Raw genomic sequence first — 20,496 nt, 5'->3', positions numbered from 1 at the left:
TCCTGGGCAATGGAATGGCTGATCCCCGTCCTCATCGTGGTGGCGCTCGCCATCATCGTCGGCATCTATCTGTGGGCGACGTACAACTCGCTCGTGCAGCTGAACGTGCGCGTCGACGAGGCCTGGAGCGACATCACCGTCCAGCTCAAGCGCCGCGCCGACCTGCTGCCCAATCTCATCGAGACCGTGAAGGGCTACGCCGCCCATGAGAAGGCGGTGTTCGAGAACGTCACGCGAGCCCGAGCCGAGACCCTGACCGCGCAGACCCCGGGTGCCGCCGGTGTCGCCGAGGGGCACATGCAGCAGGCGCTGAAGTCGCTGTTCGCGGTGGCCGAGGCCTACCCGCAGCTCCAGGCGAGCCAGAACTTCCTGCAGCTGCAGCAGTCGATCGTCGACACCGAGGACAAGATCCAGGCCTCGCGCCGGTTCTACAACGGCGGCGTGCGCGAGCTCAACACGAAGATCAAGGTCTTCCCGAACAACCTCTTCGCGCGCAACCTGGGGTTCCATGAGCGCGAGTTCTTCGAGGTCGTCGACGGCGCGGCGATCTCGGAGCCGCCGCGCGTTCAGTTCTGATCCGCGCCGGCTGAGCCGTGTACTCGGCGATCGCGCGGAACAAGCGCAACACGTGGTTCATCCTCATCGCCTTCGTGCTCTTCATCGGCGCGATCGGGCTGCTGGCGGGCTGGCTCATGAGCGAGAACTGGTTCGTGACGGCGTTCGTGCTGCTGTTCGCGGGCGGGTACGCCACCTTCCAGTACTTCCTCGCCGACAAGGAGGCGCTCGCTCTCGCCGGCGCGGTCGAGGTGAGCAAGGCCGACGCGCCGCGCTACCACCGCATCGTCGAGAACCTCTGCATCACCACCGGCGCGCCCATGCCGCGCCTCTACGTGGTGGACGACCCCGCGCCCAATGCCTTCGCGACCGGGCGCAAGCCCGAGGACGCGGCCATCACGGTCACGACCGGGCTGTTCGAGATCATGACCGACCGCGAACTCGAGGGTGTGCTCGGACATGAGCTCGGCCACATCCGCAACTACGACATCCGCGTGTCGCTTATCGTCTTCGGGCTGGTCGTGGCCGTCGGCATCCTCGCCGACATGTTCATGCGGGCGGCGTTCTTCGGCCGTCGCGGGGGCGGCGGCCAGCAGCAGATCATCTTCCTGGCCTTCGGGCTGATCGCGGCGATCGTCGCGCCGCTGCTGGCGGGGGCGGTGCAGGCGGCGATCTCGCGCCAGCGCGAGTACCTCGCCGACGCCACCAGCGCCATGACCACGCGCGACCCCGAAGGGCTCGCGTCGGCGCTCGGGAAGCTCGCGGCGCACGGGCGGCCGCTCCGCCGCGCCAACACGTCGATGGCGCACCTGTGGATCGCCGACCCGCTCAAGCCCAACGCGCTCGCGCGCCTGTTCGCGACCCACCCGCCCATCCCCGAGCGCATCGAGCGGCTGCACGAGATGGGCGGACGCTTCTGATCCGCCTCCCGGGACGCTAGCGTCGGGATCCGTGACGATCCGTCTGAGCCGCGAGCAGGCGCGGCGCGTGGCCGTGTGCGGCCAGGCGCTCACCGCCGACCGTCCCGCGGGCATCGTCGAGACGGTCGACGCCCTCACGATCGTGAACATCGAGCCGACCGCGGCGATCGCGCCCTCTGCCGACCACATCCTGTGGTCGCGCCTCGGCTGGCCGTATCAGCCGGCTGATCTCGCGCGCCTCGAGCAGCACGACCGTGCGGTGTTCGAATGGGGCGGGTTCTACCGCACGATGGCGGATCTGCCGCTGGTGGTGCCCGAGATGCGCCGGCGGCCCGCGTCGCAGGCGGCACGGGACTGGCTGGAGGCCAACGACCGGTTCCGCCGCGACGTGCTCGCACGCCTGCGCGCCGAGGGGGAGCTGCGACCGGTCGAGATCCCCGACACGGCGCAGGTGTCGTGGCGCTCATCGGGGTGGACGAACAACCGCAACGCGCAGCAGATGCTCGAGATCCTGGTCATGACCGGCGACGTGGCGATCTCGTCGCGCGACGGCAAGGGGCGCCGCTTCGACCTCGCCGAACGCGTATATCCCGCGGACGTGCCCGTGCTCGGCGACGAGGAGGCGGCCCGCGAGCGCGCCGAGCGGCGCCTGGGCGCGCTGGGGATCGCCCGCGCGAAGGGGGTCGCACAGCCGGTCGAGCCGATCGCGGCGGGCGATGTGGGCGAGACCGCCGTGGTCGAGGGCGTCGAGGGGGAGTGGCGCGTGGATCCGACCGCGCTGGAGGCGGCCGAGGAGTTCCGTCCGCGCACCGCGCTGCTGTCGCCGTTCGACCGTCTGGTGTTCGACCGCGATCGGCTCGCCGAGCTGTTCGGCTTCGAGTACATCCTCGAGATGTACAAGCCGGCCGCGAAGCGGCGCTGGGGCTACTTCGCGCTGCCGATCCTGCACGGGGACCGGTTCATCGGGAAGCTCGACGCGAAGGTCGACCGCAAGGCGGGCGTCCTCGTCGTCCACGCCGTGCACGAGGACGTGCCGTTCACCGACCGGATCGCCGCCGCCGTCGAGGCCGAGATCGACGACCTCGCGCGATGGCGGGGCGTCGAGGTCCGACGCGGGTCCGGCGCCGGGTGAGGCGCGCGGGGCCCGATCCGTCGTCAGCGCACCGCGAGCACCATCTGCCCGCCCGTGAACGACACGTCCCCGCGCAGCGTCCACTGCGTCGTGCGGTAGGTGAACGCGTCGGCGCCGCCGGCGCGCGCGTCGCCGGTCACGGTCGCGACCAGGACGCCGTCGGTCGCGATGAACGCATCGGCGTCCTCCGACAGCCGCAGCTGCGGATACCCGTCGATCCGGAACGCCACCGAGGCGAGGGTCTCGAGGTCGGCCGCCCACGGGATGCGGATGCCGCAGTTCTCGGGCACGGCGTCGGTCGCCGCCGCGCACGCATCGGCGTACGCGTCGAGCTGCCGCTGGGCGACGGTCGTGGCCTCGTCGAGGACCTGTGCCTCGATCGCGGCTTCGGCGTCCTCGCCGGGGAGCACCGTGATCGCCGCGTCTCCGCCGAGGATCCCCGCGGGAGCCGCGGCGACGGTGTAGGCGGCCGGCAGGAGCGGCTGGGGGCCATCGGCCACGATGGCCACTCCGCCGATCAGGACGGTGTCGCCGAGCGTCGTCGTCGTGGTCGCGGTGCCGAGCGCGTCGGACGCGACGCTCCAGCCGGACGCGCTGCGCACGAGCGAGAAGGTCGCGCTGTGCTCGGATCCGGCCAGCTCGAAGGAGACGTCCGCGGATGCGGTGTCGCCGGACTCGGCGACCTCGTCGACCCGCGGCGACGCGATCATGGCGTCTGCGCCGTCGAACGCCGCGGACAGGTCGTCGGCGTCGGCCGGCAGCGGGTCGATGAGTTCGAGCGCGGCCCGGCCGTCACCGTCGGCGAGCGCGGCGAGGTACTGCTCTGCCGCGTCGGCCGGGCCGGGCGGCCGAGTCAGGACCCACGCCGCCGTGCAGGCGGCCGCCAGCAGCGCGGCCGATGCGACCGAGATCCCGATGATCGTCGCGCGCTTCACCGCTCCACGCTATCCGACGGCTCGTCCTCGGCGAGCTCGACCGGCTCGCGCGACGAGGTCTCGTGCCGGCGCGCCTCGGGGAGCGCCCGGGCGACGTCCTCGACGGCGTCGCCCCACCGCGACACCGATACGTGCTCCAGGCCCTGCCAGCGCGCCGCCGCGCGCAGCTCCTCGGCAAGGCGCTCGGGTGCGTCGGCCGGTCGGCCGTGCTCCCACCACGCCGATTGCACGAGGAGCGTCGACCCCGGCCGATCGGCCTTCAGATCGATGCGTCCGACGATGTCGTCGCCGACGAGCACGGGCAGCGAGTAGTAGCCGAAGCGGCGCTTGGCCGCGGGCGTGTAGATCTCGATGCGGTAGTCGAAGTCGAACAGGCGCTGCGCGCGGTCCCGGAACCACACCATCGGATCGAACGGGGTCAGCAGGGCGACCGCGTCGACGCGTCGCGGGACCACGGCGTCCCGGTGGAGCCAGGCGCGCGCGGGACGGCCCGCCGAGACCCAGCCCTCGACCTCGACGGGCTGGAGCATCCCGGCGTCCTCGAGCTCGCCGATGGCGGTCGTGACGGCGCGCCGGTCGCGCAGGCGCCAGTAGTCGGCGAGGTCCGAGGCCGTCGCCACGCCGTAGGCGGCCCCGGCGCGCGAGACGAGCTCGCGGATCGCGTCCGCGCGGGGAGCGGGCGCGTCCAGGACCTCGTGGGGGATGACGTCTGCGGCGAGGGCGTACCGCCGCTCGAACCCCCGACGTCCCGCGATGGCGACGTCGCCGAACATCCACAGCAGCTCGAGCGCCTGCTTGACGACGTCCCAGTCCCACCACGGCCCGCGGCGCGCCTGCTTCGCGTCGTGCTCGATCTGCGCGGGACGCAGCGGTCCGCGCTCGGCGAGCTCGCCGAGCACCCAGTCGACGATCTCGCGGTGGCGCCGGAACCAGCCGTCGGGATCGGATCCGTGCTTGGCGCGGTTGTCGTCCATGCGGAACCGGAACAGCGCCCAGTCCCGCATCGGGATTAAGGCGGCGACGTGTGCGAGGTATTCGACGTACGGGGCGCGCCGCGTGAAGAGCAGGCGGTCCAGGGACGCGGGGTCGTACGGGCCGAGCCGCGAGAACAGCGGCATGTAGTGACTGCGGGCGTACACGTTGACCGAATCGATCTGCAGCGTGCCCATGCGCGCGAGCGCCGTGTTGAGCTGACGCGTACCCGGTGCCGCCGGGCGCGGGCGCGCGAAGCCCTGCGCGGCCAGCGCGACCGCTCGCGCCTGCGGCGCGCTGAGGCTGGATCTCACGGCCCACAGCCTAGTCAGGACCGCCGACAACCCGTTCGGGCCATGCCCGCGCGGGCATGCGGCGCGCCTAGACTGGCGGGATGAGCGGCCCGGAGGAAAAGCCCCGCGGATCATGGTTCGGCGCGCTGACCGACCGCAGTCGCGTCGTCTCGTCCGAGATCGGCGAGACGATTCCGCGCGGGCTCCGCGTGGGGGCCGCCTACTCGTGGCGGCTGCTGCTGATCGGCGCGGCCGTCGGAGTGGCCGTCTGGCTCGTCATCCTGCTGAAGCTGCTCGTGATCCCGCTGCTGGTGGCGATCCTCGTCACGGCCCTGCTGTCGCCCGCGTTCGACTGGATGCTGCGACACCGCGTTCCGCGGTGGCTCGCCATCATCGTCTCGGTCATCGGCACGCTCGCGATCGTGACGGGTCTGCTGTGGCTGGCGGTGTGGCAGATCACGCAGCAGTGGAGCTCGGTGCAGATCCGGACCGGCGACGCGATCGACGGGCTGCGTCAGTACCTCATCGACGGTCCGCTGCACCTGACGGCCGATCAGATCGACGGGCTGCTCGGTCAGGCGTGGACCTTCATGCAGCAGCAGGCCGAGCTGCTGTGGTCGGGCGCGCTCGCGATCGGCACGACGATCGGCCATGTCGGCACGGGCGTGCTGCTGTCGCTGTTCATCCTGATCACGCTGCTGGCCGACGGCGCCGGCATCTGGCGCTGGACGACCAAGCTCTTCCCGCGGGCGGCGCGGCCCGCCGTGGACGGCGCGGCGCGCGCCGGCTGGTGGACCGTCAAGAACTACGCCCGCACGCAGCTGCTCGTCGCCACGATCGACGCCATCGGCATCGGTCTGGGCGCGTTCCTGCTCGGTGTGCCGCTGGCGATCCCCATCGGCGTGCTGGTGTTCCTCGGCGCGTTCGTGCCCTTCATCGGCGCCATCGTGACCGGCGCCCTGGCGGTCTTCCTCGCGCTCGTCTACAACGGTCCCTGGATCGCCCTCTGGATGCTCATCGTCGTCCTCGCCGTCCAGCAGATCGAGGGTCACATCCTGCAGCCGCTGCTGATGGGCTCCGCGGTCAAGGTCCACCCGCTCGCCGTGGTGCTCGTCGTCGCCGGCGGTGCGCTGATCGCCGGGATCCCCGGCGCCCTGTTCGCCGTTCCCATCGCGGCCTTCGTCAACGTCGTCGGCGTCTATCTCGGCGAGCGCGCCTGGGAGACCGGCGCCCGACCCGAACCGGAGGACCTCATATGGGCCACCGTCCCTCGCTCCAGGAGAACCGCGCGTGACCACTGATCGCTCCACCGTCCCCGCCCCGGTCGCTCCCGGCCTCGCCGAATTCGAGGACGCCGCCGCTGCGCTGTCGGGACTCATCCTGCGCACGCCCCTCGAGGAGGCGCGCAGCCTCGAAGAGGTGCTCGGCGTCCCCGTGCACCTCAAGCTCGAGAACCTGCAGCGGACCGGCTCGTTCAAGATCCGCGGCGCCACCTACCGTCTGTCGCGGCTGACGCCGGAGGAGCGCCGACGCGGCGTCGTGGCGGCATCGGCCGGCAATCACGCGCAGGGCGTCGCCCTGGCCGCCGAGGCCCTGGGCATCCCGGCGACGATCTTCATGCCGCTGGGCGTGCCCGTGCCCAAGCTCCTGGCCACGCGCGGCTACGGCGCCGACGTCGTGCTCGAGGGCGCCACCGTCGAGACGCCGCTGCGTCTCGCGGCGGAGTTCGCCGAGCGCACCGGCGCCGTCTTCATCCACCCGTTCGACCACCCCGACGTCATCGCCGGGCAGGGAACGCTGGGTCTCGAGCTCATGGAGGACATCCCCGACCTCGAGACGATCGTGCTCGGGATCGGCGGCGGCGGCCTCATCGCCGGCGTCGCGGCCGCGGCGAAGGCGCGGGCGGCGCAGCAGGGACGGACGCTGCGCGTCATCGGCGTCCAGGCCGAGAACTCCGCGCCGTACCCCGAGTCGCTGCGCGCGGGGCATCCGGTCGAGATCGAGACGTCGCCGACGATCGCCGACGGCATCGCGGTGGCCCGGCCCGGCGACCTGCCGTTCCGCATGATCAGCGAACTCGTCGACGACGTCGTCACCGTCAGCGACGACGACATCGCGCGCGCCCTGCTGATGCTGCTCGAGCGCGCCAAGCAGGTCGTCGAGCCCGCCGGCGCCGTCGGGGTCGCCGCGATCCTCGCCGGCAAGGTGACGGCGTCGGGGCCGACGGCTGCGGTGCTCTCGGGCGGCAACATCGATCCGCTGCTGCTGCAGCGCGTCGTGGCGCACGGCCTGGCGGCATCCGGCCGGTACATGACCCTGCAGATCCCGCTTCCGGACCGGCCGGGGCAGCTCGCGCGCGTGTCCGAGCTGCTGGCTCTCGCGGGCGCCAACGTCATCGAGGTGCTGCACACGCGTCACGGGCAGGGGCTTCAGATCAGCGAGGTGATCCTGCAGCTGAGCGTGGAGACGCGGGGCGAGGAGCATCGCGCGCACGTGATCTCGGTGCTCGAGGACGCCGGCTTCGCCCCGCGCGTCATGCCGGACTGAGACCCCCGGGCGCTCGCGCGCCCGGGGGACAGGTCACTGGCCGTTGTAGGTCTCGACCTTGATGATCTCGACGGCGATGGAGCGGCCGTTCGGGGCCGTGTACGACGTCTCGTCGCCCTCCTTGAGGCCGAGGATGGCGGCGCCCAGCGGGCTCGCCTCGCTGTACACGTCGAGTTCGCTGCCGTTGCCGATCTCGCGGTTGCCGAGCAGGAACACCTCTTCGCCGCCGGCGATCGTGGCGGTCACGACGGTGCCGGGCTCCACGGTCCCCGTGCTCTCGGGGGCGTCGCCGACCGTGGCGTTCTTGAGCAGCGACTGCAGCGTGCGGATGCGCGCCTCCTGCTTGCCCTGCTCGTCCTTGGCCGCGTGATACCCGCCGTTCTCCTTGAGGTCGCCCTCCTCGCGGGCCGCTTCGATGCGCTTGGCGATCTCGTCGCGCCCGGTCGTGGAGAGGTGCTCGAGCTCGGCGGCGAGCCGGTCGTAGGCGTCCTGGGTGAGGAACGTCACCTGAGCGTCGTTGGACACGTCTGTCTCCTTCGGTTGCGGATGGGCCGAGGCGGCGTGGCCGGGGCCCGGATATCAAAACGCCCCGGCTCCCGCCAGGGCGTCTCGTCAGGTCGTTGGCGATACCTTACGTCACCCAGCAGGAGTTGACCAAACCCGTCGTGGCGTCGCCGGTGGTGGCGAGGACCTCGCGGAAGGCGCGGGCGGGGAGGTCGGATGCCGGGTACTCCACGACCTTCCAGCCGACGACGCCGTGCTCGCGGTCCTGCGCTTCGAGGGCGCACGCGATGCTGCGCCCGACCGGCCCGGAGAACTGGAAGCTGACGGCCACGGAGTGCTCGTCGACGACCTCGAATCCGGTGGTGTCGGCGTCGACGGCGTCGATGTTCGCCGCGAAGATCGACCAGCCGACGGCCCCGAAGCCCACGGCGGCGACGACGATGACGGCCACGACGACCCACCGCGGCATCGCCGGGCGCGTGCGGCCGTAGCGTTCGTCGAGCATCTCGGGGGTCGTCATGCGGGGTCCGATCCGAACATTAGGCTGGAGTCCCCAGCCTACGCGCTGCCGTGCGCCGCCCCCGTGCGCGTGCGGCCCCGATCGAGGACACCATGCACCTGCTCGTCTCCGCCGCCACCGCGGCATCCACGCCCACGCCGACGCTCGAGGTCGACCCCGATCTCGTGACGCCGGGCGTGTGGGGCTTCGCGATCATCGTCTTCGTCACGCTCGCGGTGATCCTGCTGGTGTGGGACATGCTGCGGCGCATCCGTCGGGGGCGTGTGCGCGCCGACATCGCCGAGGAGCTGGATGCCGAGGAGGCCGCGCGCCGCGAGAGCGAGGGCGCCGAGGGCGTCGACGAGGACGGCGAAGCGCCCCGGGAGCCGCGCGACCGCGACTGACCCGCGGATCGCCGCCGTTCGCGCGGCGGCCGGAGCGCCCGGCCGTCAGCCGCCGTGATAGGCGGGGTTCAGCGCGATGAGCAGGCACGCCGTCCAGTGGCACAGGAACGCCAGGACGGTGCACACGTGGAAGATCTCGTGGAAGCCGAAGTGGCCCGGCCACGGGTTCGGGCGCTTGAGGGCGTAGACCACCGCTCCGACGGTGTAGAGCAGGCCGCCGACGACGACGAGCACCATCATGGCGACGTTGGCCATGACGAGGTCGACGATGTACATCACCGCGGCCCATCCGAGCACGAGATACAGCGCGACGTACAGCCATCGGGGCGCGTGGATCCAGAACACGCGGAACAGGATGCCGAGGATCGCGCCGCCCCACACCAGCGACAGCAGGACGATCGACTTCTGCGTCGGCAGGGCCAGCACGGCGATCGGCGTGTAGGTGCCGGCGATCAGCAGCAGGATGTTGGCGTGGTCGATGCGCTTGAGCACCGCCTTGGTCGTGGGGCCCCAGTTGAAGCGGTGGTAGAGGGCCGAGTTGCCGAACAGCAGCAGCGACGTCGCCATGAAGACCGCCGAGGCGGCCTTGGCGGGCCCGCCCTGGGCCAGCGCGATCAGCACGATGCCGGCGGCGATGGCGACCGGGAAGGTCACCGCGTGGATCCAGCCGCGCCAGCTCGGCTTGATCTCGACGGCCGCGTCCGCGGCCGCCGCGTCCATGAGGGGAAGGACGGGGACCTCGGGGGCGGCGGGAAGGCCGCTGCGTCGACTCATGCTCCCAGGCTAGACCCGCCCGCATGCCGCCGGAGGCACATACTCGGTCTCACTGTAAATGAGACCCAGTCTCAGGAGCCCGCGAGCGCGCTCGCTGAGGAGTACCGTACTCGTGTGGTGCACGCGTCATCGAACGAGGGGAGAGGCCCCCTCTATCGCCTCTACATCGGCCGACTGCGGCGTGAGCTGCGACCTGAGGACGTCCCGCACCATGTCGCGATGATGATCGACGGCAACCGCCGCTGGGCGCGTCAGCTCGGGTACGACACCGCCGCCCACGGCCACCGCGCCGGAGCGGCGAAGATGCGCGAGTTCCTCCGCTGGTGCGACGAGCTGGGGATCAAGGTCGTGTCGCTGTACCTGCTGTCCACCGACAACCTGTCCAAGCGCGACACCGGGGAGCTCGCCGATCTGCTCGGCATCATCGCCGATCTCGCCGACGAGCTCTCGCGCGAGCGCGACTGGCGCATCCAGCACGTCGGGCGCGCGGATCTGCTTCCCGCGGACCTGGCCGCCGTCCTCGCCGCCGCCGAGCAGCGGACCACCGGGCATACGGGGCTGCACGTCAACCTCGCCGTGGCGTACGGCGGGCGCGGCGAGATCGTCGACGCGGTGCGCAGCATCATCGCCGAACACGGCGGCGTCGGCGGCTCGCTCGAAGAGCTCGCCGAGAACCTCACCCCCGAGCAGATCGGCGAGCACCTGTACACGGGCGGCCTGCCCGATCCGGATCTGGTGATCCGCACGTCGGGCGAGCAGCGCCTGAGCGACTTCCTGCTCTGGCAGAGCGCGCACTCGGAGTTCTACTTCGTCGAGGCGCTCGGGCCGGACCTGCGCGAAGTGGACTTCCTTCGGGCGATCCGCGACTACGCCACGCGCGACCGCCGGTACGGCGGCTAGCGAGCGCTTCCCGCGGGCGGGTCCTTCGGCCCCCGCGCGCGGCGCGTCGCGCGTGCCAGAATGTGACCGTGGCGGATATGGAGACGTTCCTCGATTCGTTCGACGGTGAGCCCGGATACCTCGACTGGGCGGCGTTCGGCCCCCTCGCACCGGCGGTGCGCAGCGAGGTGAACGCCGACACCGAGCTGCTGGGCTCGGGTCGTCCGACCAGCATCGGCCTCGTCGCCGACAACGTCCGCGAAGCACGCGAGCTGGTGGCCCAGGTCATGGACGTCGAGTCCGACCAGGTCGTGCTGCAGCCGTCGACGACGTACGGGCTGATGCAGGCGCTGTACGGCGTGGCGGGAGGACTGCTCGTCTCGCGAGCGGAGTACCCCAGCCTCACCGTCGGCGCCACGCGGGCGGCGGACGCCCTCGGCTCGCTCCAGGTGCAGTGGATGGAGCCCGCCGACGGCATGGTGACCCCGGATGTCGTCCGCGACGCCCTCACCGACGACACGCGCGCGCTGGCGGTGAGCCTGGTCGACTTCCGCACGGGCTACCGCGCCGACCTCACGGCGCTGCGCGAGGTCATCGGCGACCGACTGCTCATCGTCGACGCGATCCAGGCATTCGGCGTCATCGAGGCGGACTGGACCGCCGCGGACGTCGTGTGCGGCAACGGCTACAAGTGGGTGCGCGCCGGGCGCGGCACCGGCTTCGCGTGGTTCGGCGAGCGCGCGCTCGAGCGCATCGCCCCCGTGCTGTCGGGCTTCGCGGGCGTCGACGGCGACCTTCCGGTGGACGTCGTGCCGCAGCCGTCGTCGTCGGCGCACGCCTTCACGGTCTCGAAGCCCGACGCGCTGGCCGCCGCGCGCCTCGCCGCGGCGCTGCGCCCCATCGTCGAGGTCGGCGTCGCCGAGATCGAGGACGAGCTGGCGGCGCGCACCGGCGATGTCATCCACATCGCCGACCGCTACGAGGTGCCCGTGATCACTCCGCGTGAGGCCGCCCAGCGCGCGGGCATCGTCACGCTCGCGCCGGCGCCCCAGGACGCCGCGCCGCTGGCCGCATCGCTGGCGAACCACGGTCTGGCCGTCACCGTCCGCTCGGGGCTGGTGCGCGTCGCGCCGCACGTCGGCACCGGCGCGAGCACCCTGCGGCTGTTCGGCGACGCCCTGGCGGCGTTCGCGTCCGCGCGCGTGTGGTGAGCCGCCTGCCGGACGCCCGGCCGCCGGATCCCGTTAACCGGACCGTAACCGACCTGCCGCGTGTCGGAAGCCTACGGAGGCCCTCGGCGTCGTAGCTTCAAGACATCGGGCAAGGCGCCCGGTCGAGTCGGCCTCACGGATCGCGACTCGTGGCCCATGGTCGACTCGAGACTGACCGGGTGATCCACCCGGGGCGGGAGTGGGTTGTGACCATAGGAGCACCACAGGATCAGCGCAGCCGGAGCCTCGAGGAGGAGGTGGACGAGCAGGGCATCCAGCTGATGACCTTCGTTCTGGACACCTCGGTCCTGTTGAGCGATCCGCGCGCGTTCTTCCGGTTCGCAGAACACAACGTCGTGATCCCCGTCGTGGTGATCACCGAGCTCGAGGGCAAGCGCCACGACCCCGAGATCGGCTACTTCGCCCGGCAGGCCCTGCGCCACCTGGACGAACTGCGCATCGAGCACGGCCGGCTGGACTTCCCGGTCCCCGTCGGCGCCGACGGCACGCTGCGCGTCGAACTGACCAACACCGACGCCACGGTGCTGCCCGACGGCATGCGCCTGGGCGACAACGACAGTCGCATCCTCGCCGTCGCGATGAACCTCGCGAACGACGGCCACGATGTCACCGTGGTCTCGAAGGACCTGCCGATGCGCGTGAAGGCCGCCTCGATCGGCATCAACGCCGAGGAGTACCTCGCCGAGCAGGCGGTGGACTCGGGGTGGACGGGCATCGCCGCGATCGACGTGTCCGGCGACGAGATCAGCGACCTCTACGAGACCGAGGTGGGGGCCAGCGACGACGTCCGCGGGCTGCCGGTCAACACCGGACTGATCATCCACTCCGAGCGCGGGTCCGCCCTGGGGCGCGTGACGGGCGACAGCGACTACCGTCTCGTGCGCGGGGACCGCGAGGTCTTCGGTCTGCACGGCCGCTCGGCCGAGCAGCGCATCGCGATCGATCTGCTGCTGGATCCCGACGTCGGCATCGTGTCGCTGGGCGGACGCGCCGGAACCGGCAAGTCGGCGCTGGCCCTGTGCGCCGGACTCGAAGCGGTGCTGGAGCGTCAGCAGCAGAAGAAGATCATCGTCTTCCGCCCGCTGTTCGCCGTCGGCGGCCAGGAGCTCGGCTACCTGCCCGGAGACCAGCAGGAGAAGATGAACCCGTGGGGTCAGGCCGTGTACGACACCCTCGGCAGCGTCGTGTCGGCCAACGTGCTCGACGAGGTCATCGAGCGGGGGCTGCTGGAGGTGCTGCCGCTCACCCACATCCGCGGCCGGTCGCTGCACGACTCCTTCGTGATCGTCGACGAGGCCCAGTCGCTCGAGCGCAACGTGCTGCTGACGGTGCTCAGCCGCATCGGGCAGAACTCGCGGGTCGTGCTGACCCACGACGTCGGCCAGCGCGACAATCTGCGCGTCGGACGTCACGACGGCGTCGCCTCGGTCATCGAGACGCTCAAGGGGCACGGGCTCTTCGGCCACGTCACGCTGACCCGCTCGGAGCGCTCGGCGATCGCGGCGCTCGTGACCGACCTGCTCGAGGCCGGCGAACTCGCCTGAGATCGGACCAGGGGGCCGGGATGCCGCATCCCGGCCCCTCGTCATGCCCGCGTGGACGCGGCGCTCGGGGGTGCTGACGACGTCCATCGTCGTCCTGGGATGAGAGCCTTCTCATCCGGTCGGGGGAGGGCCGAAACGTCTGTCACCATGGATGGGTTGCGCGCACCGGCGCGCGGTGAAGGGAAGCGCGTGGACGGTCGGCGACGGTACGCCCTCGGGGGCGCAGCCATCGTGACGGCGAGCGCCGCGCTGGTGATCGCCGTCGCGATGACGAACACAGCCGCGCTCGAGGACTCGCCCGGCGACGCCCTCGGTCACGCCGGGATCGTCGTCCCCGACGCCACGCCGGCGGTGCCGACGCCCGAGGTCCCGCCGACCCCCGAGCCGGAGCCCGAAGAGCCCGAGACCGCCGAGCCCGCCGCCCCGGTGGCGGATCCCTCCGAGACGGTCGCGGCGCCCTCTCCCATCGAGGTCACCGTCGTGCCCGACGACAGCCAGATGAGCGCGTGGGACGCGGCGACCCTGCGCGCCTGGGCCGAGGAGCACGACTGGAGCAGCGCGCGCATCGAGCGCTGGCTCGACAACATCGAGCGTCTGCGCGCAGGCTCCGACGCCGCAGACGCGGAGGACGTCCACTCGGGCTGGACGTCATCGCAGACTTCCGTCACCGGCTCTTCCGACTGGTCCTGGGACCGCGGATCCGGCGACGGCGCAGACCAATCGCGCGATTCCCCAGACCGTCGCGATTGATGAGGCCGGATCTCCCCAAGCCGGCCGCCTGGCCCCCGGTGTCCCCCAGCACCGGGGGCCGCTTCTGTTCCGGTCTCACTCCCAGCGGTAGCCGGCGCCCCGCACCGTGACGATGCGGTGGGCGCCGAGCTTGCCGCGCAGGTAGCGCACGTACACGTCGACGACGTTCGAGCCCGGATCGAAGTCCAGCCCCCACACGCGGCTGAGGAGCATGTCGCGGCTGAGCACGTGCCCGGCGTTGCGGATGAACTGCTCGGCGAGCGCGAACTCGCGCGAGGACAGCTCGACGTCGCGGCCGTCGACGATCGCGCGGCGCGCGAGGACGTCGAGCACGACGCCGCCGTGGGAGAGGGTCACCTCGGGCGTGGACGCGTGCTCGCGCAGCCGTGACCGGACGCGCGCGAGGAGCTCCTCCACCGTGAAGGGTTTCGGGATGTAGTCGTTCGCGCCCGCATCCAGCCCCGCCACGGTGTCGCGCGTGCTCGTGCGCGCCGTGAGCATGATGACCGGCAGCGCGCTGCCGGCGGAGCGGATGCGGCGCAGCACGTCGAAGCCGTCCAGCGTCGGCAGCCCGACGTCGAGCAGAACCAGGTCCGCGCCGCCGGCGAGCGCGAGTCGGAGCCCCTCGGCACCGTCCTCGACGGTCCGGGTCTCGTAGCCGGCGTGCTGGAGACCGCGGGCGACGAAGGCGGCGATGCGCGGTTCGTCTTCGACGATGAGGATGCGGGTCACTCGGATGCCTTCCGCTGGAGGACGACGTCGCCGGCGCTCACCGGCCCGGACACGCTCTCGGCGAAGCCCGGCAGGTGGATCGTGAACGTCGCGCCGCCCCCCGGGGTGTCGGTGATGCGGCACGCGCCGCCGTGGGTCCGCACGATCGCGTCCACGATCGCCAGGCCGAGCCCGGAGCCGCCCACCTCACGTCGCGTGTCGGCACGGTCGAACCGCCGGAAGATGCTGAAGCGCGCGGCCGGCGGGATGCCGGGGCCGTGGTCGCGCACCCACAGGCTCGCGCCGACGTCGTCGAGCGCGCTGCCGATCTCGATCGGCGCGCCGCGAGGCGTGTATTTCGCGGCGTTGTCGGCGAGCTGCAGCCACGCCTGGAGCAGACGATCGGCGTCGCCCGGCACGACGCCCTGCGCCGCGCTCTCGATGGTCCAGCGATGCCCCGGGATCACGGTCACGAGCTCGCCGACGCGGGCGGTGAGCGAGCCGAGGTCCACCTCTGCCATCGTGTACGCGTCGTCCTCGGCCGCCGCGAGCAGGTCGATGTCGGCCACGAGGCGCGACATGCGGTCGAGCTCGGCGATGCCGATGTCGCGCGTGGCGGCGACATCGGAGGCGTCGGCGGGATCCATCAGCTCGAGGTGGCCGCGCACGATGGTGATCGGCGTCTTCAGCTCGTGCCGCACGTCGTCCAGCAGCTGACGCTGGCCGTCCACGGAGTCCTCGAGACGGTCGAGCATGGAGTTCACGGTGCGCGACAGGTCTGCGATGTCGTCGTCGCCGTGCGCGTGCAGCCTCGGCGAGAGGTCGTCGAGCGTGATGGCGCTCGCCGCCTCTCTGAGGTGGCGGATGGGGCGGAGCAGGCGGCGGGCGACGAACCAGCCGACGACGCCGGTGGCCAGCAGCACGATCGTCGCGGCGATCGCGTAGGTGCGCATGGCCGAGGTCACCGGCGCGAGCTCGGCGCCGAGGTTCACCGCGCGCACGTAGATGCCGCTGTGCGCATCGCCGGGCACGGTCACGGGGATCGCGATGTAGCGCAGCGCCCCCGCGGCGGTCGCGGCCGTGCCGAGCACGGTGCCGCCCGTGCGCTCGGTCTCCTCGACGACGCGTGCGACGAGCGGATCGGCGTCGGGGATCTCGAACCCCGACAGCGTCCCGGGGCGGAACCGCACGACGCCGTCGATGACGGCGATGGAGCCCTCGTTGCGGGCGGGCACCAGCCACGCCACGACGTCGTACAGGTACGCCTCGACGGTCGTGTAGTCCTCGACGGCGAGGGTCTCCGACGCGGTGTCGTCCTCGAGCGCCTCGGCGGCGTCGCCGGCGCCCGCCACGGTGTTCAGGCGGTCGACCTGCTGCGTCAGCCGGTCATCGACCGCGTCGAGCACCTGGCTCCATTGGACGACGAACGTGATCCCGCCCACGAGCACCAGACCCACGAAGGCGACCGCGAGGATCGCGCCGAGGATCCTCGCGGCCGCCGACAGCGGTCGCGCCGAGGTCGTCCTCCGGCGGAGGGGTCGGGTCGGGATGCGCGGCACGCGGGAGCGGGACTCAGCCGGGGTGCGTCATCGACAGCAGGTCGAGCTTGGAGTCCAGCTGCTCCAGCGTGAGCTCGCCCCGCTCGACGTACCCGAGGTCGAGGACGGCCTCGCGGACGGTGATCCCCTTGGCGACCGAGTGCTTGGCGATCTTGGCGGCCGCCTCGTACCCGATGAGCTTGTTCAGCGGCGTCACGATCGACGGCGACATCCCCGCATACGCGGCCGCCCGCTCGACGTTCGCCTCGAGCCCGTCGATCGTCTTGTCGGCGAGCACGCGCATCGCGTTCGACAGCAGGCGGATCGACTCCAGCAGCGCGGTGCCCATGACGGGGATGGCGACGTTGAGCTCGAACGAGCCCGAGGCGCCGGCCCACGCGACGGTCGCGTCGTTGCCGATGACGCGCGCGCACACCATGAGGGTGGCCTCCGGGACGACCGGGTTGACCTTGCCGGGCATGATCGACGATCCCGGCTGGAGGTCGGGAATGTGCAGCTCGCCGAGGCCGGTGTTGGGGCCCGAGCCCATCCAGCGCAGATCGTTGTTGATCTTCGTCAGCGAGACGGCGATCGTGCGCAGCGCGCCCGAGGTCTCGACGAGGCCGTCGCGGTTGGCCTGCGCCTCGAAGTGGTCCTTCGCCTCGGTGATGGGCAGCTCGGTCTCGCTCGCGAGCAGCGCGATGACCTTCTGCGGGAAGCCGAGCGGCGTGTTGATGCCGGTGCCGGTGGCCGTGCCGCCCAGGGGCACCTCGCCGACGCGGGGGAGCGCGGCCTGGACCCGCTCGATACCCAGGCGCATCTGGCGTGCGTAGCCGCCGAACTCCTGGCCGAGGGTGACGGGCGTGGCGTCCATCAGGTGCGTGCGGCCGGACTTGACGACGTCCTTCCACAGCTCCGCCTTCGCCTCGAGGGCGACCGACAGGTGGTCCAGCGCCGGGATGAGGTCGTCGATGAGCGCCTGCGTCACGGCGATGTGCACGGAGGTCGGGAAGACGTCGTTGGACGACTGCGACGCGTTGACGTGGTCGTTGGGGTGGACCGGCGAGCCGAGGCGGGCCGTCGCGAGGTTCGCGAGCACCTCGTTCATGTTCATGTTCGACGACGTGCCCGAGCCGGTCTGGTACGTGTCGACGGGGAAGTGGGCGTCGTGGACGCCCGTGATGACCTCGTCGGCTGCCGCGGCGATCGCGTCGGCGACGTCGCCGGCCAGGACGCCGAGGTCCTTGTTGGCCAGGGCGGCGGCCTTCTTCACGCGCGCGAGGGCGGCGATCTGCGTCGACTCCAGGCCCTGGCCCGAGATCGGGAAGTTCTCCACGGCCCGCTGGGTCTGAGCGCTGTAGAGCGCGGCGGCGGGGACCCGCACCTCGCCCATGGTGTCGTGCTCGATGCGGTATTCGATGTCGGTCACGTCGTCGTTCCTCCGATGGTGGTTGTCAGTTGTCTTCGCCGGTCAGACCCACGATGAGGTCCGGGACGGCCATTCCCTCGGCGAGCCGGTAGTTCGCGCCCACGATCGCGAGGCGCCCGTTCGCGACGGCGTCGCTGATGAGCTCGGACGAGTGCAGCAGCTCCCCGACGGTGTCGCGCAGGTGCTCGCGGCCGACCTCTTCGGGGCTGATCGTGCTGCCCGAGCCGTTCCGGCGCAGCACGCGGCGGGCCGCCGGGACGATCGGCGCGATCTGCCGCCAGATGTGCGCCGGCAGCGGCGGGGCGTCCAGCTGGGTGCTCTCGATGGCGGCGCCGACGGCGCCGCATGCGTCGTGGCCGAGCACGACGATCAGCGGCACCTCGAGCACCGCCACGGCGTACTCGAGACTGCCGACGACCGAGTCCGAGATGACCTGACCGGCATTGCGGACGACGAAGAGGTCGCCCAGGCCCTGATCGAAGATGATCTCGGCCGCCAGGCGCGAGTCGGCGCAGCCGAACAGCGCCGCTCGCGGACGCTGGCCCCCCGCGAGCGAGCTGCGGCGCTCGACGTCCTGTCGGGGGTGACGGGGAGCACCCGACACGAATCTCCCGTTGCCCTCGACCATCTCCTGCCAGGCCTCGGCCGGCATCGGCTGGGTCACGCTCACTCGTCCTCCTCGCGAAGCTCTCGCACATCATCGGCGACCGACGCGGCCGCGATCTCGAGCGTCTCGTCCGAGACGGCTCCGTACACCATCACGATGTCGTTCCCCGCCTGGGTCGCGAGCGCGCCCGAGATGTTGCCGGCGCGTTCGGGATTGACGATGTCGTAGCGGTCCCACTCGATGCCGTCGATCACGACGGTCTGGCCGGCATCGGCGCCGCTGAGCACGCGCGTCGGCCAGGCCGGATCGGCGTCGAAGCCCTGCGCGACGCGCAGGAACCCCTGTGCGGGTGCGTACACGATCGTCCACGCGCGCACCGAGTCGCCGGTGACCGACGCGGCGTTCACACGCCAGTCCTCGGGGGCGTCGGGCACGACGACGACGCGGCCCTGCGCCGACGAGACCTGCTCGGCCACGGCGGCCACGTCGATCGGCTCCGCTTCGGGGGGCGTGCCGCGCGGAACGGCGAGGATGACGATCGCGACGACGCCGACGGTGACGATGAGGGCGGCGAGCAGGTTCCGCACGTTCTGGCTGGACCGGTAGACGCGCGAGGACTCCGCCTTGCGGTCGGCCGTCTCCTGGGGCGTCTCGGGTCGGCCGAGCTCGGCGACTACGCGGGGACCGCGAGCCATCACGCCTCCGCCTCGTCCGCGCCGCGCCGGGCCTCGTCCAGGCGACGCTTGGCGCCCAGGAGCCACTCCTCGCAGCGCGCGGCGAGCGCCTCGCCGCGCTCCCACAGGGCGAGGGAGTGCTCGAGGGTCGGTGCGCCCTGCTCGAGTTCGGCGACGACCTGCACGAGCTCGTCGCGCGCCTGCTCGAACGTCATCGCCGCGACGTCGGCGGCGGGTTCGCGCGAGTCGGTCATGATCTCCATCCTATTCCGCGCGCGGACCATCGCCCGCGGGGCGGGGATCGGCCACCGCGCCCTCCGACCGGGCCGAGAATCTGCCGCGCGCGACCGTGACGAACAGCTCCTCGCCCTCGGGAGCCTGCTCGGCGTCCCGCACGATCGCCCCGTCGCCGCGCTGGGTGATCGAATACCCGCGCTCCAGCGTCGAGGCGGGCGAAAGGGCGCGCAGGGCCGCGGTCAGCTCGCCGGTGCGCCGTTCGCGGGAGTCCAGGTCGCGGCCGACCCGGTCCCGTCCCCGAGCGGTCAGCAGATGCACCTCGTGCGAGCGGGCCGTGAGCATCGACCACGGGTCGCGCAGCACCGGTCGCGAGCGCAGCTGTTCGAGACCCGCGATGTCGTGCGTGATGCGCTGCGTGAGGCGCATCGTCAGACGAGCGCGCAGCTGCGAGATGAGCGCCCGCTGCTCGGCGACGTCGGGGACGACGCGCTTGGCCGCATCCGTCGGCGTCGACGCCCGCACGTCCGCGACATCGTCGAGCAGCGGATGGTCGTTCTCGTGGCCGATGGCGCTCACGACCGGCGTGGACGCCGCCGCGACGGCGCGGAGCAGCCGCTCGTCGCTGAACCCGAGCAGCGTCTGGGGGTCGCCGCCGCCGCGGGCGATGACGATGACGTCGACGTCCGGGTCGGCGTCCAGCGCCTTCAGCGCGGCGATCGTCTCGGGCACGCAGCGGTCGCCCTGAACGGCTGCGTAGCGGGTGCGGAACCGCACCTGCGGCCAGCGCAGCTCGGCGTTGCGGTGCACGTCCTTCTCGGCATCCGACTTCTCGCCGGTGATGAGGCCGATCAGGTGCGGCAGGAAGGGGAGGGGCTTCTTGCGGGCCGGATCGAACAGCCCCTCGGCGCGCAGCTGGGCGCGCAGGCGCTCGAGCCGTTCGAGCTGATCGCCGAGCCCGACGTGACGCATGGCCGAGACGGCGAACGTGAGGTCGCCGGTCTTGATGAAGTAGTCGGCCTTGACGCACGCGATGACATGGTCGCCGACCTTCAGGTCCGCGGGGAGGCGATTGCGCGTCGAAGACCAGATGCGGAACGAGATCGTCGAGTCCGTCACGAGGTCCTTCAGACGCCCGAAGACGTTGCCGCCGCGCACATTCCACGACGTGATCTCGCCCTCGACCCAGACCGAGCCCCACCCCTGGATGAAGCCGCGGATCGTGTCGTTGAGCCGGGCGACGGAGGTGGGCGCCTCGGCGGTGGACGCGCGAGGCGCGACCGAATCAGGCGGCGGCGCCTCGCCGGGGACGGCGACGGGCTCGAAGGTGGTCATCGTCCTCCTGCGGTGTGCGCTTCTCGTC

Annotated in this window: 22 protein-coding genes; 10 read left to right on the top strand and 12 right to left on the bottom strand. The window is 71.8% G+C overall.

The features are described 5' to 3' along the window. The first annotated feature begins 9 nt into the window (after nt 1–9). Genes HD594_RS13665 through HD594_RS13655 form a run of 3 tightly spaced genes read left to right on the top strand, consistent with a single transcriptional unit; the run spans nt 10 to nt 2,607 of the window. Nucleotides 10–576 (top strand): LemA family protein, encoded by a 567-nt coding sequence (locus HD594_RS13665; protein ID WP_184751469.1) that lies wholly within the window; start codon nt 10–12, stop codon nt 574–576. Nucleotides 577–593: 17 nt separating this feature from the next. Next, nucleotides 594–1,475 (top strand): M48 family metalloprotease, encoded by an 882-nt coding sequence (locus HD594_RS13660; protein ID WP_184751468.1) that lies wholly within the window; start codon nt 594–596, stop codon nt 1,473–1,475. Between the two features lie 31 nt (nt 1,476–1,506). After that, complete coding sequence (locus HD594_RS13655) at nt 1,507–2,607, top strand: DNA glycosylase AlkZ-like family protein (protein WP_184751467.1); 1,101 nt, start codon at nt 1,507–1,509, stop codon at nt 2,605–2,607. Between the two features lie 23 nt (nt 2,608–2,630). Here HD594_RS13655 and HD594_RS13650 read toward each other — a convergent pair whose 3' ends face one another. Next, nucleotides 2,631–3,542, bottom strand: coding sequence for a nuclear transport factor 2 family protein (locus HD594_RS13650; RefSeq protein ID WP_184751466.1), 912 nt, complete (start codon nt 3,540–3,542; stop codon nt 2,631–2,633). Next, on the bottom strand, nt 3,539–4,828 hold the full coding sequence (locus HD594_RS13645; RefSeq protein WP_271171265.1) for a winged helix-turn-helix domain-containing protein: 1,290 nt from the start codon (nt 4,826–4,828) through the stop codon (nt 3,539–3,541). The genes HD594_RS13650 and HD594_RS13645 overlap by 4 nt, the downstream gene beginning before the upstream one ends. Nucleotides 4,829–4,908: 80 nt before the next feature. On the opposite strand from HD594_RS13645, the gene HD594_RS13640 reads away from it, so the two are divergent. Further along, nucleotides 4,909–6,108, top strand: a complete 1,200-nt coding sequence (locus HD594_RS13640; RefSeq protein ID WP_184751464.1) for an AI-2E family transporter — start codon at nt 4,909–4,911, stop codon at nt 6,106–6,108. Then, on the top strand, nt 6,098–7,354 hold the full coding sequence (ilvA, locus tag HD594_RS13635) for a threonine ammonia-lyase (RefSeq protein WP_184751463.1): 1,257 nt from the start codon (nt 6,098–6,100) through the stop codon (nt 7,352–7,354). Before HD594_RS13640 ends, ilvA begins: the two co-directional genes overlap by 11 nt. 33 nt (nt 7,355–7,387) lie before the next feature. Here the strand turns inward: ilvA and greA are convergent, their stop codons facing one another. After that, entirely contained in the window at nt 7,388–7,879 is a 492-nt protein-coding gene (greA, locus tag HD594_RS13630) for a transcription elongation factor GreA (protein ID WP_184751462.1), read from the bottom strand. A gap of 106 nt (nt 7,880–7,985) precedes the next feature. Next, nucleotides 7,986–8,378, bottom strand: coding sequence for a DUF4307 domain-containing protein (locus HD594_RS13625; protein WP_184751461.1), 393 nt, complete (start codon nt 8,376–8,378; stop codon nt 7,986–7,988). A gap of 50 nt (nt 8,379–8,428) precedes the next feature. Here HD594_RS13625 and HD594_RS13620 point away from each other — a divergent pair, with 50 nt between their 5' ends. Further along, nucleotides 8,429–8,761, top strand: a complete 333-nt coding sequence (locus HD594_RS13620; protein WP_309297732.1) for a hypothetical protein — start codon at nt 8,429–8,431, stop codon at nt 8,759–8,761. A gap of 45 nt (nt 8,762–8,806) precedes the next feature. On the opposite strand, the gene trhA is transcribed toward HD594_RS13620, so the two are convergent. Then, nucleotides 8,807–9,535: a PAQR family membrane homeostasis protein TrhA gene (gene trhA, locus HD594_RS13615; RefSeq protein ID WP_246414048.1), complete on the bottom strand. Its 729-nt coding sequence runs from the start codon at nt 9,533–9,535 to the stop codon at nt 8,807–8,809. A 114-nt stretch (nt 9,536–9,649) separates the two neighbouring features. Between trhA and HD594_RS13610 the strand changes: the two genes are divergently transcribed. From HD594_RS13610 to HD594_RS13595, 4 genes are all read left to right on the top strand, one after another. Beyond that, nucleotides 9,650–10,435, top strand: coding sequence for an isoprenyl transferase (locus HD594_RS13610; protein ID WP_184751460.1), 786 nt, complete (start codon nt 9,650–9,652; stop codon nt 10,433–10,435). 77 nt (nt 10,436–10,512) lie between these two features. Beyond that, nucleotides 10,513–11,625 carry an aminotransferase class V-fold PLP-dependent enzyme gene (locus HD594_RS13605; protein WP_184752883.1) on the top strand — a complete coding sequence of 371 codons (1,113 nt, stop codon included), beginning with the start codon at nt 10,513–10,515 and terminating at the stop codon, nt 11,623–11,625. Nucleotides 11,626–11,906: 281 nt separating this feature from the next. After that, a complete protein-coding gene (locus HD594_RS13600; protein ID WP_184752881.1) occupies nt 11,907–13,190 on the top strand; it encodes a PhoH family protein in 1,284 nt (427 codons plus the stop codon). Nucleotides 13,191–13,379: 189 nt separating this feature from the next. After that, a complete protein-coding gene (locus HD594_RS13595) occupies nt 13,380–13,940 on the top strand; it encodes a hypothetical protein (RefSeq protein WP_184751459.1) in 561 nt (186 codons plus the stop codon). A 75-nt stretch (nt 13,941–14,015) separates the two neighbouring features. Here HD594_RS13595 and HD594_RS13590 read toward each other — a convergent pair whose 3' ends face one another. The 7 genes from HD594_RS13590 to xseA are packed head-to-tail and all read right to left on the bottom strand — an operon-like array spanning nt 14,016 to nt 20,468. Continuing rightward, nucleotides 14,016–14,672 (bottom strand): response regulator transcription factor, encoded by a 657-nt coding sequence (locus HD594_RS13590; protein WP_184751458.1) that lies wholly within the window; start codon nt 14,670–14,672, stop codon nt 14,016–14,018. Further along, entirely contained in the window at nt 14,669–16,210 is a 1,542-nt protein-coding gene (locus tag HD594_RS17530) for a sensor histidine kinase (RefSeq protein ID WP_271171266.1), read from the bottom strand. The genes HD594_RS13590 and HD594_RS17530 overlap by 4 nt, the downstream gene beginning before the upstream one ends. A gap of 13 nt (nt 16,211–16,223) precedes the next feature. Further along, nucleotides 16,224–17,618 (bottom strand): class II fumarate hydratase, encoded by a 1,395-nt coding sequence (locus tag HD594_RS13580; RefSeq protein ID WP_184751457.1) that lies wholly within the window; start codon nt 17,616–17,618, stop codon nt 16,224–16,226. A 25-nt stretch (nt 17,619–17,643) separates the two neighbouring features. Further along, entirely contained in the window at nt 17,644–18,270 is a 627-nt protein-coding gene (locus HD594_RS13575) for a carbonic anhydrase (protein WP_184752877.1), read from the bottom strand. A 14-nt stretch (nt 18,271–18,284) separates the two neighbouring features. Continuing rightward, nucleotides 18,285–18,920, bottom strand: coding sequence for a DUF4245 family protein (locus HD594_RS13570; protein WP_184751456.1), 636 nt, complete (start codon nt 18,918–18,920; stop codon nt 18,285–18,287). Then, a complete protein-coding gene (locus HD594_RS13565; RefSeq protein WP_373877198.1) occupies nt 18,920–19,153 on the bottom strand; it encodes an exodeoxyribonuclease VII small subunit in 234 nt (77 codons plus the stop codon). Before HD594_RS13565 ends, HD594_RS13570 begins: the two co-directional genes overlap by 1 nt. Nucleotides 19,154–19,163: 10 nt before the next feature. Beyond that, nucleotides 19,164–20,468 carry an exodeoxyribonuclease VII large subunit gene (xseA, locus tag HD594_RS13560; protein WP_184751454.1) on the bottom strand — a complete coding sequence of 435 codons (1,305 nt, stop codon included), beginning with the start codon at nt 20,466–20,468 and terminating at the stop codon, nt 19,164–19,166. Between the last annotated feature and the right edge of the window lie 28 nt (nt 20,469–20,496).

Origin of the sequence: Microbacterium thalassium, assembly GCF_014208045.1 — a bacterium.
Classification (GTDB): Bacteria; Actinomycetota; Actinomycetes; order Actinomycetales; family Microbacteriaceae; genus Microbacterium; species Microbacterium thalassium.
Note: the sequence above shows the minus strand (reverse complement) of the source record. Positions and strands in the feature narration are given on the sequence as shown.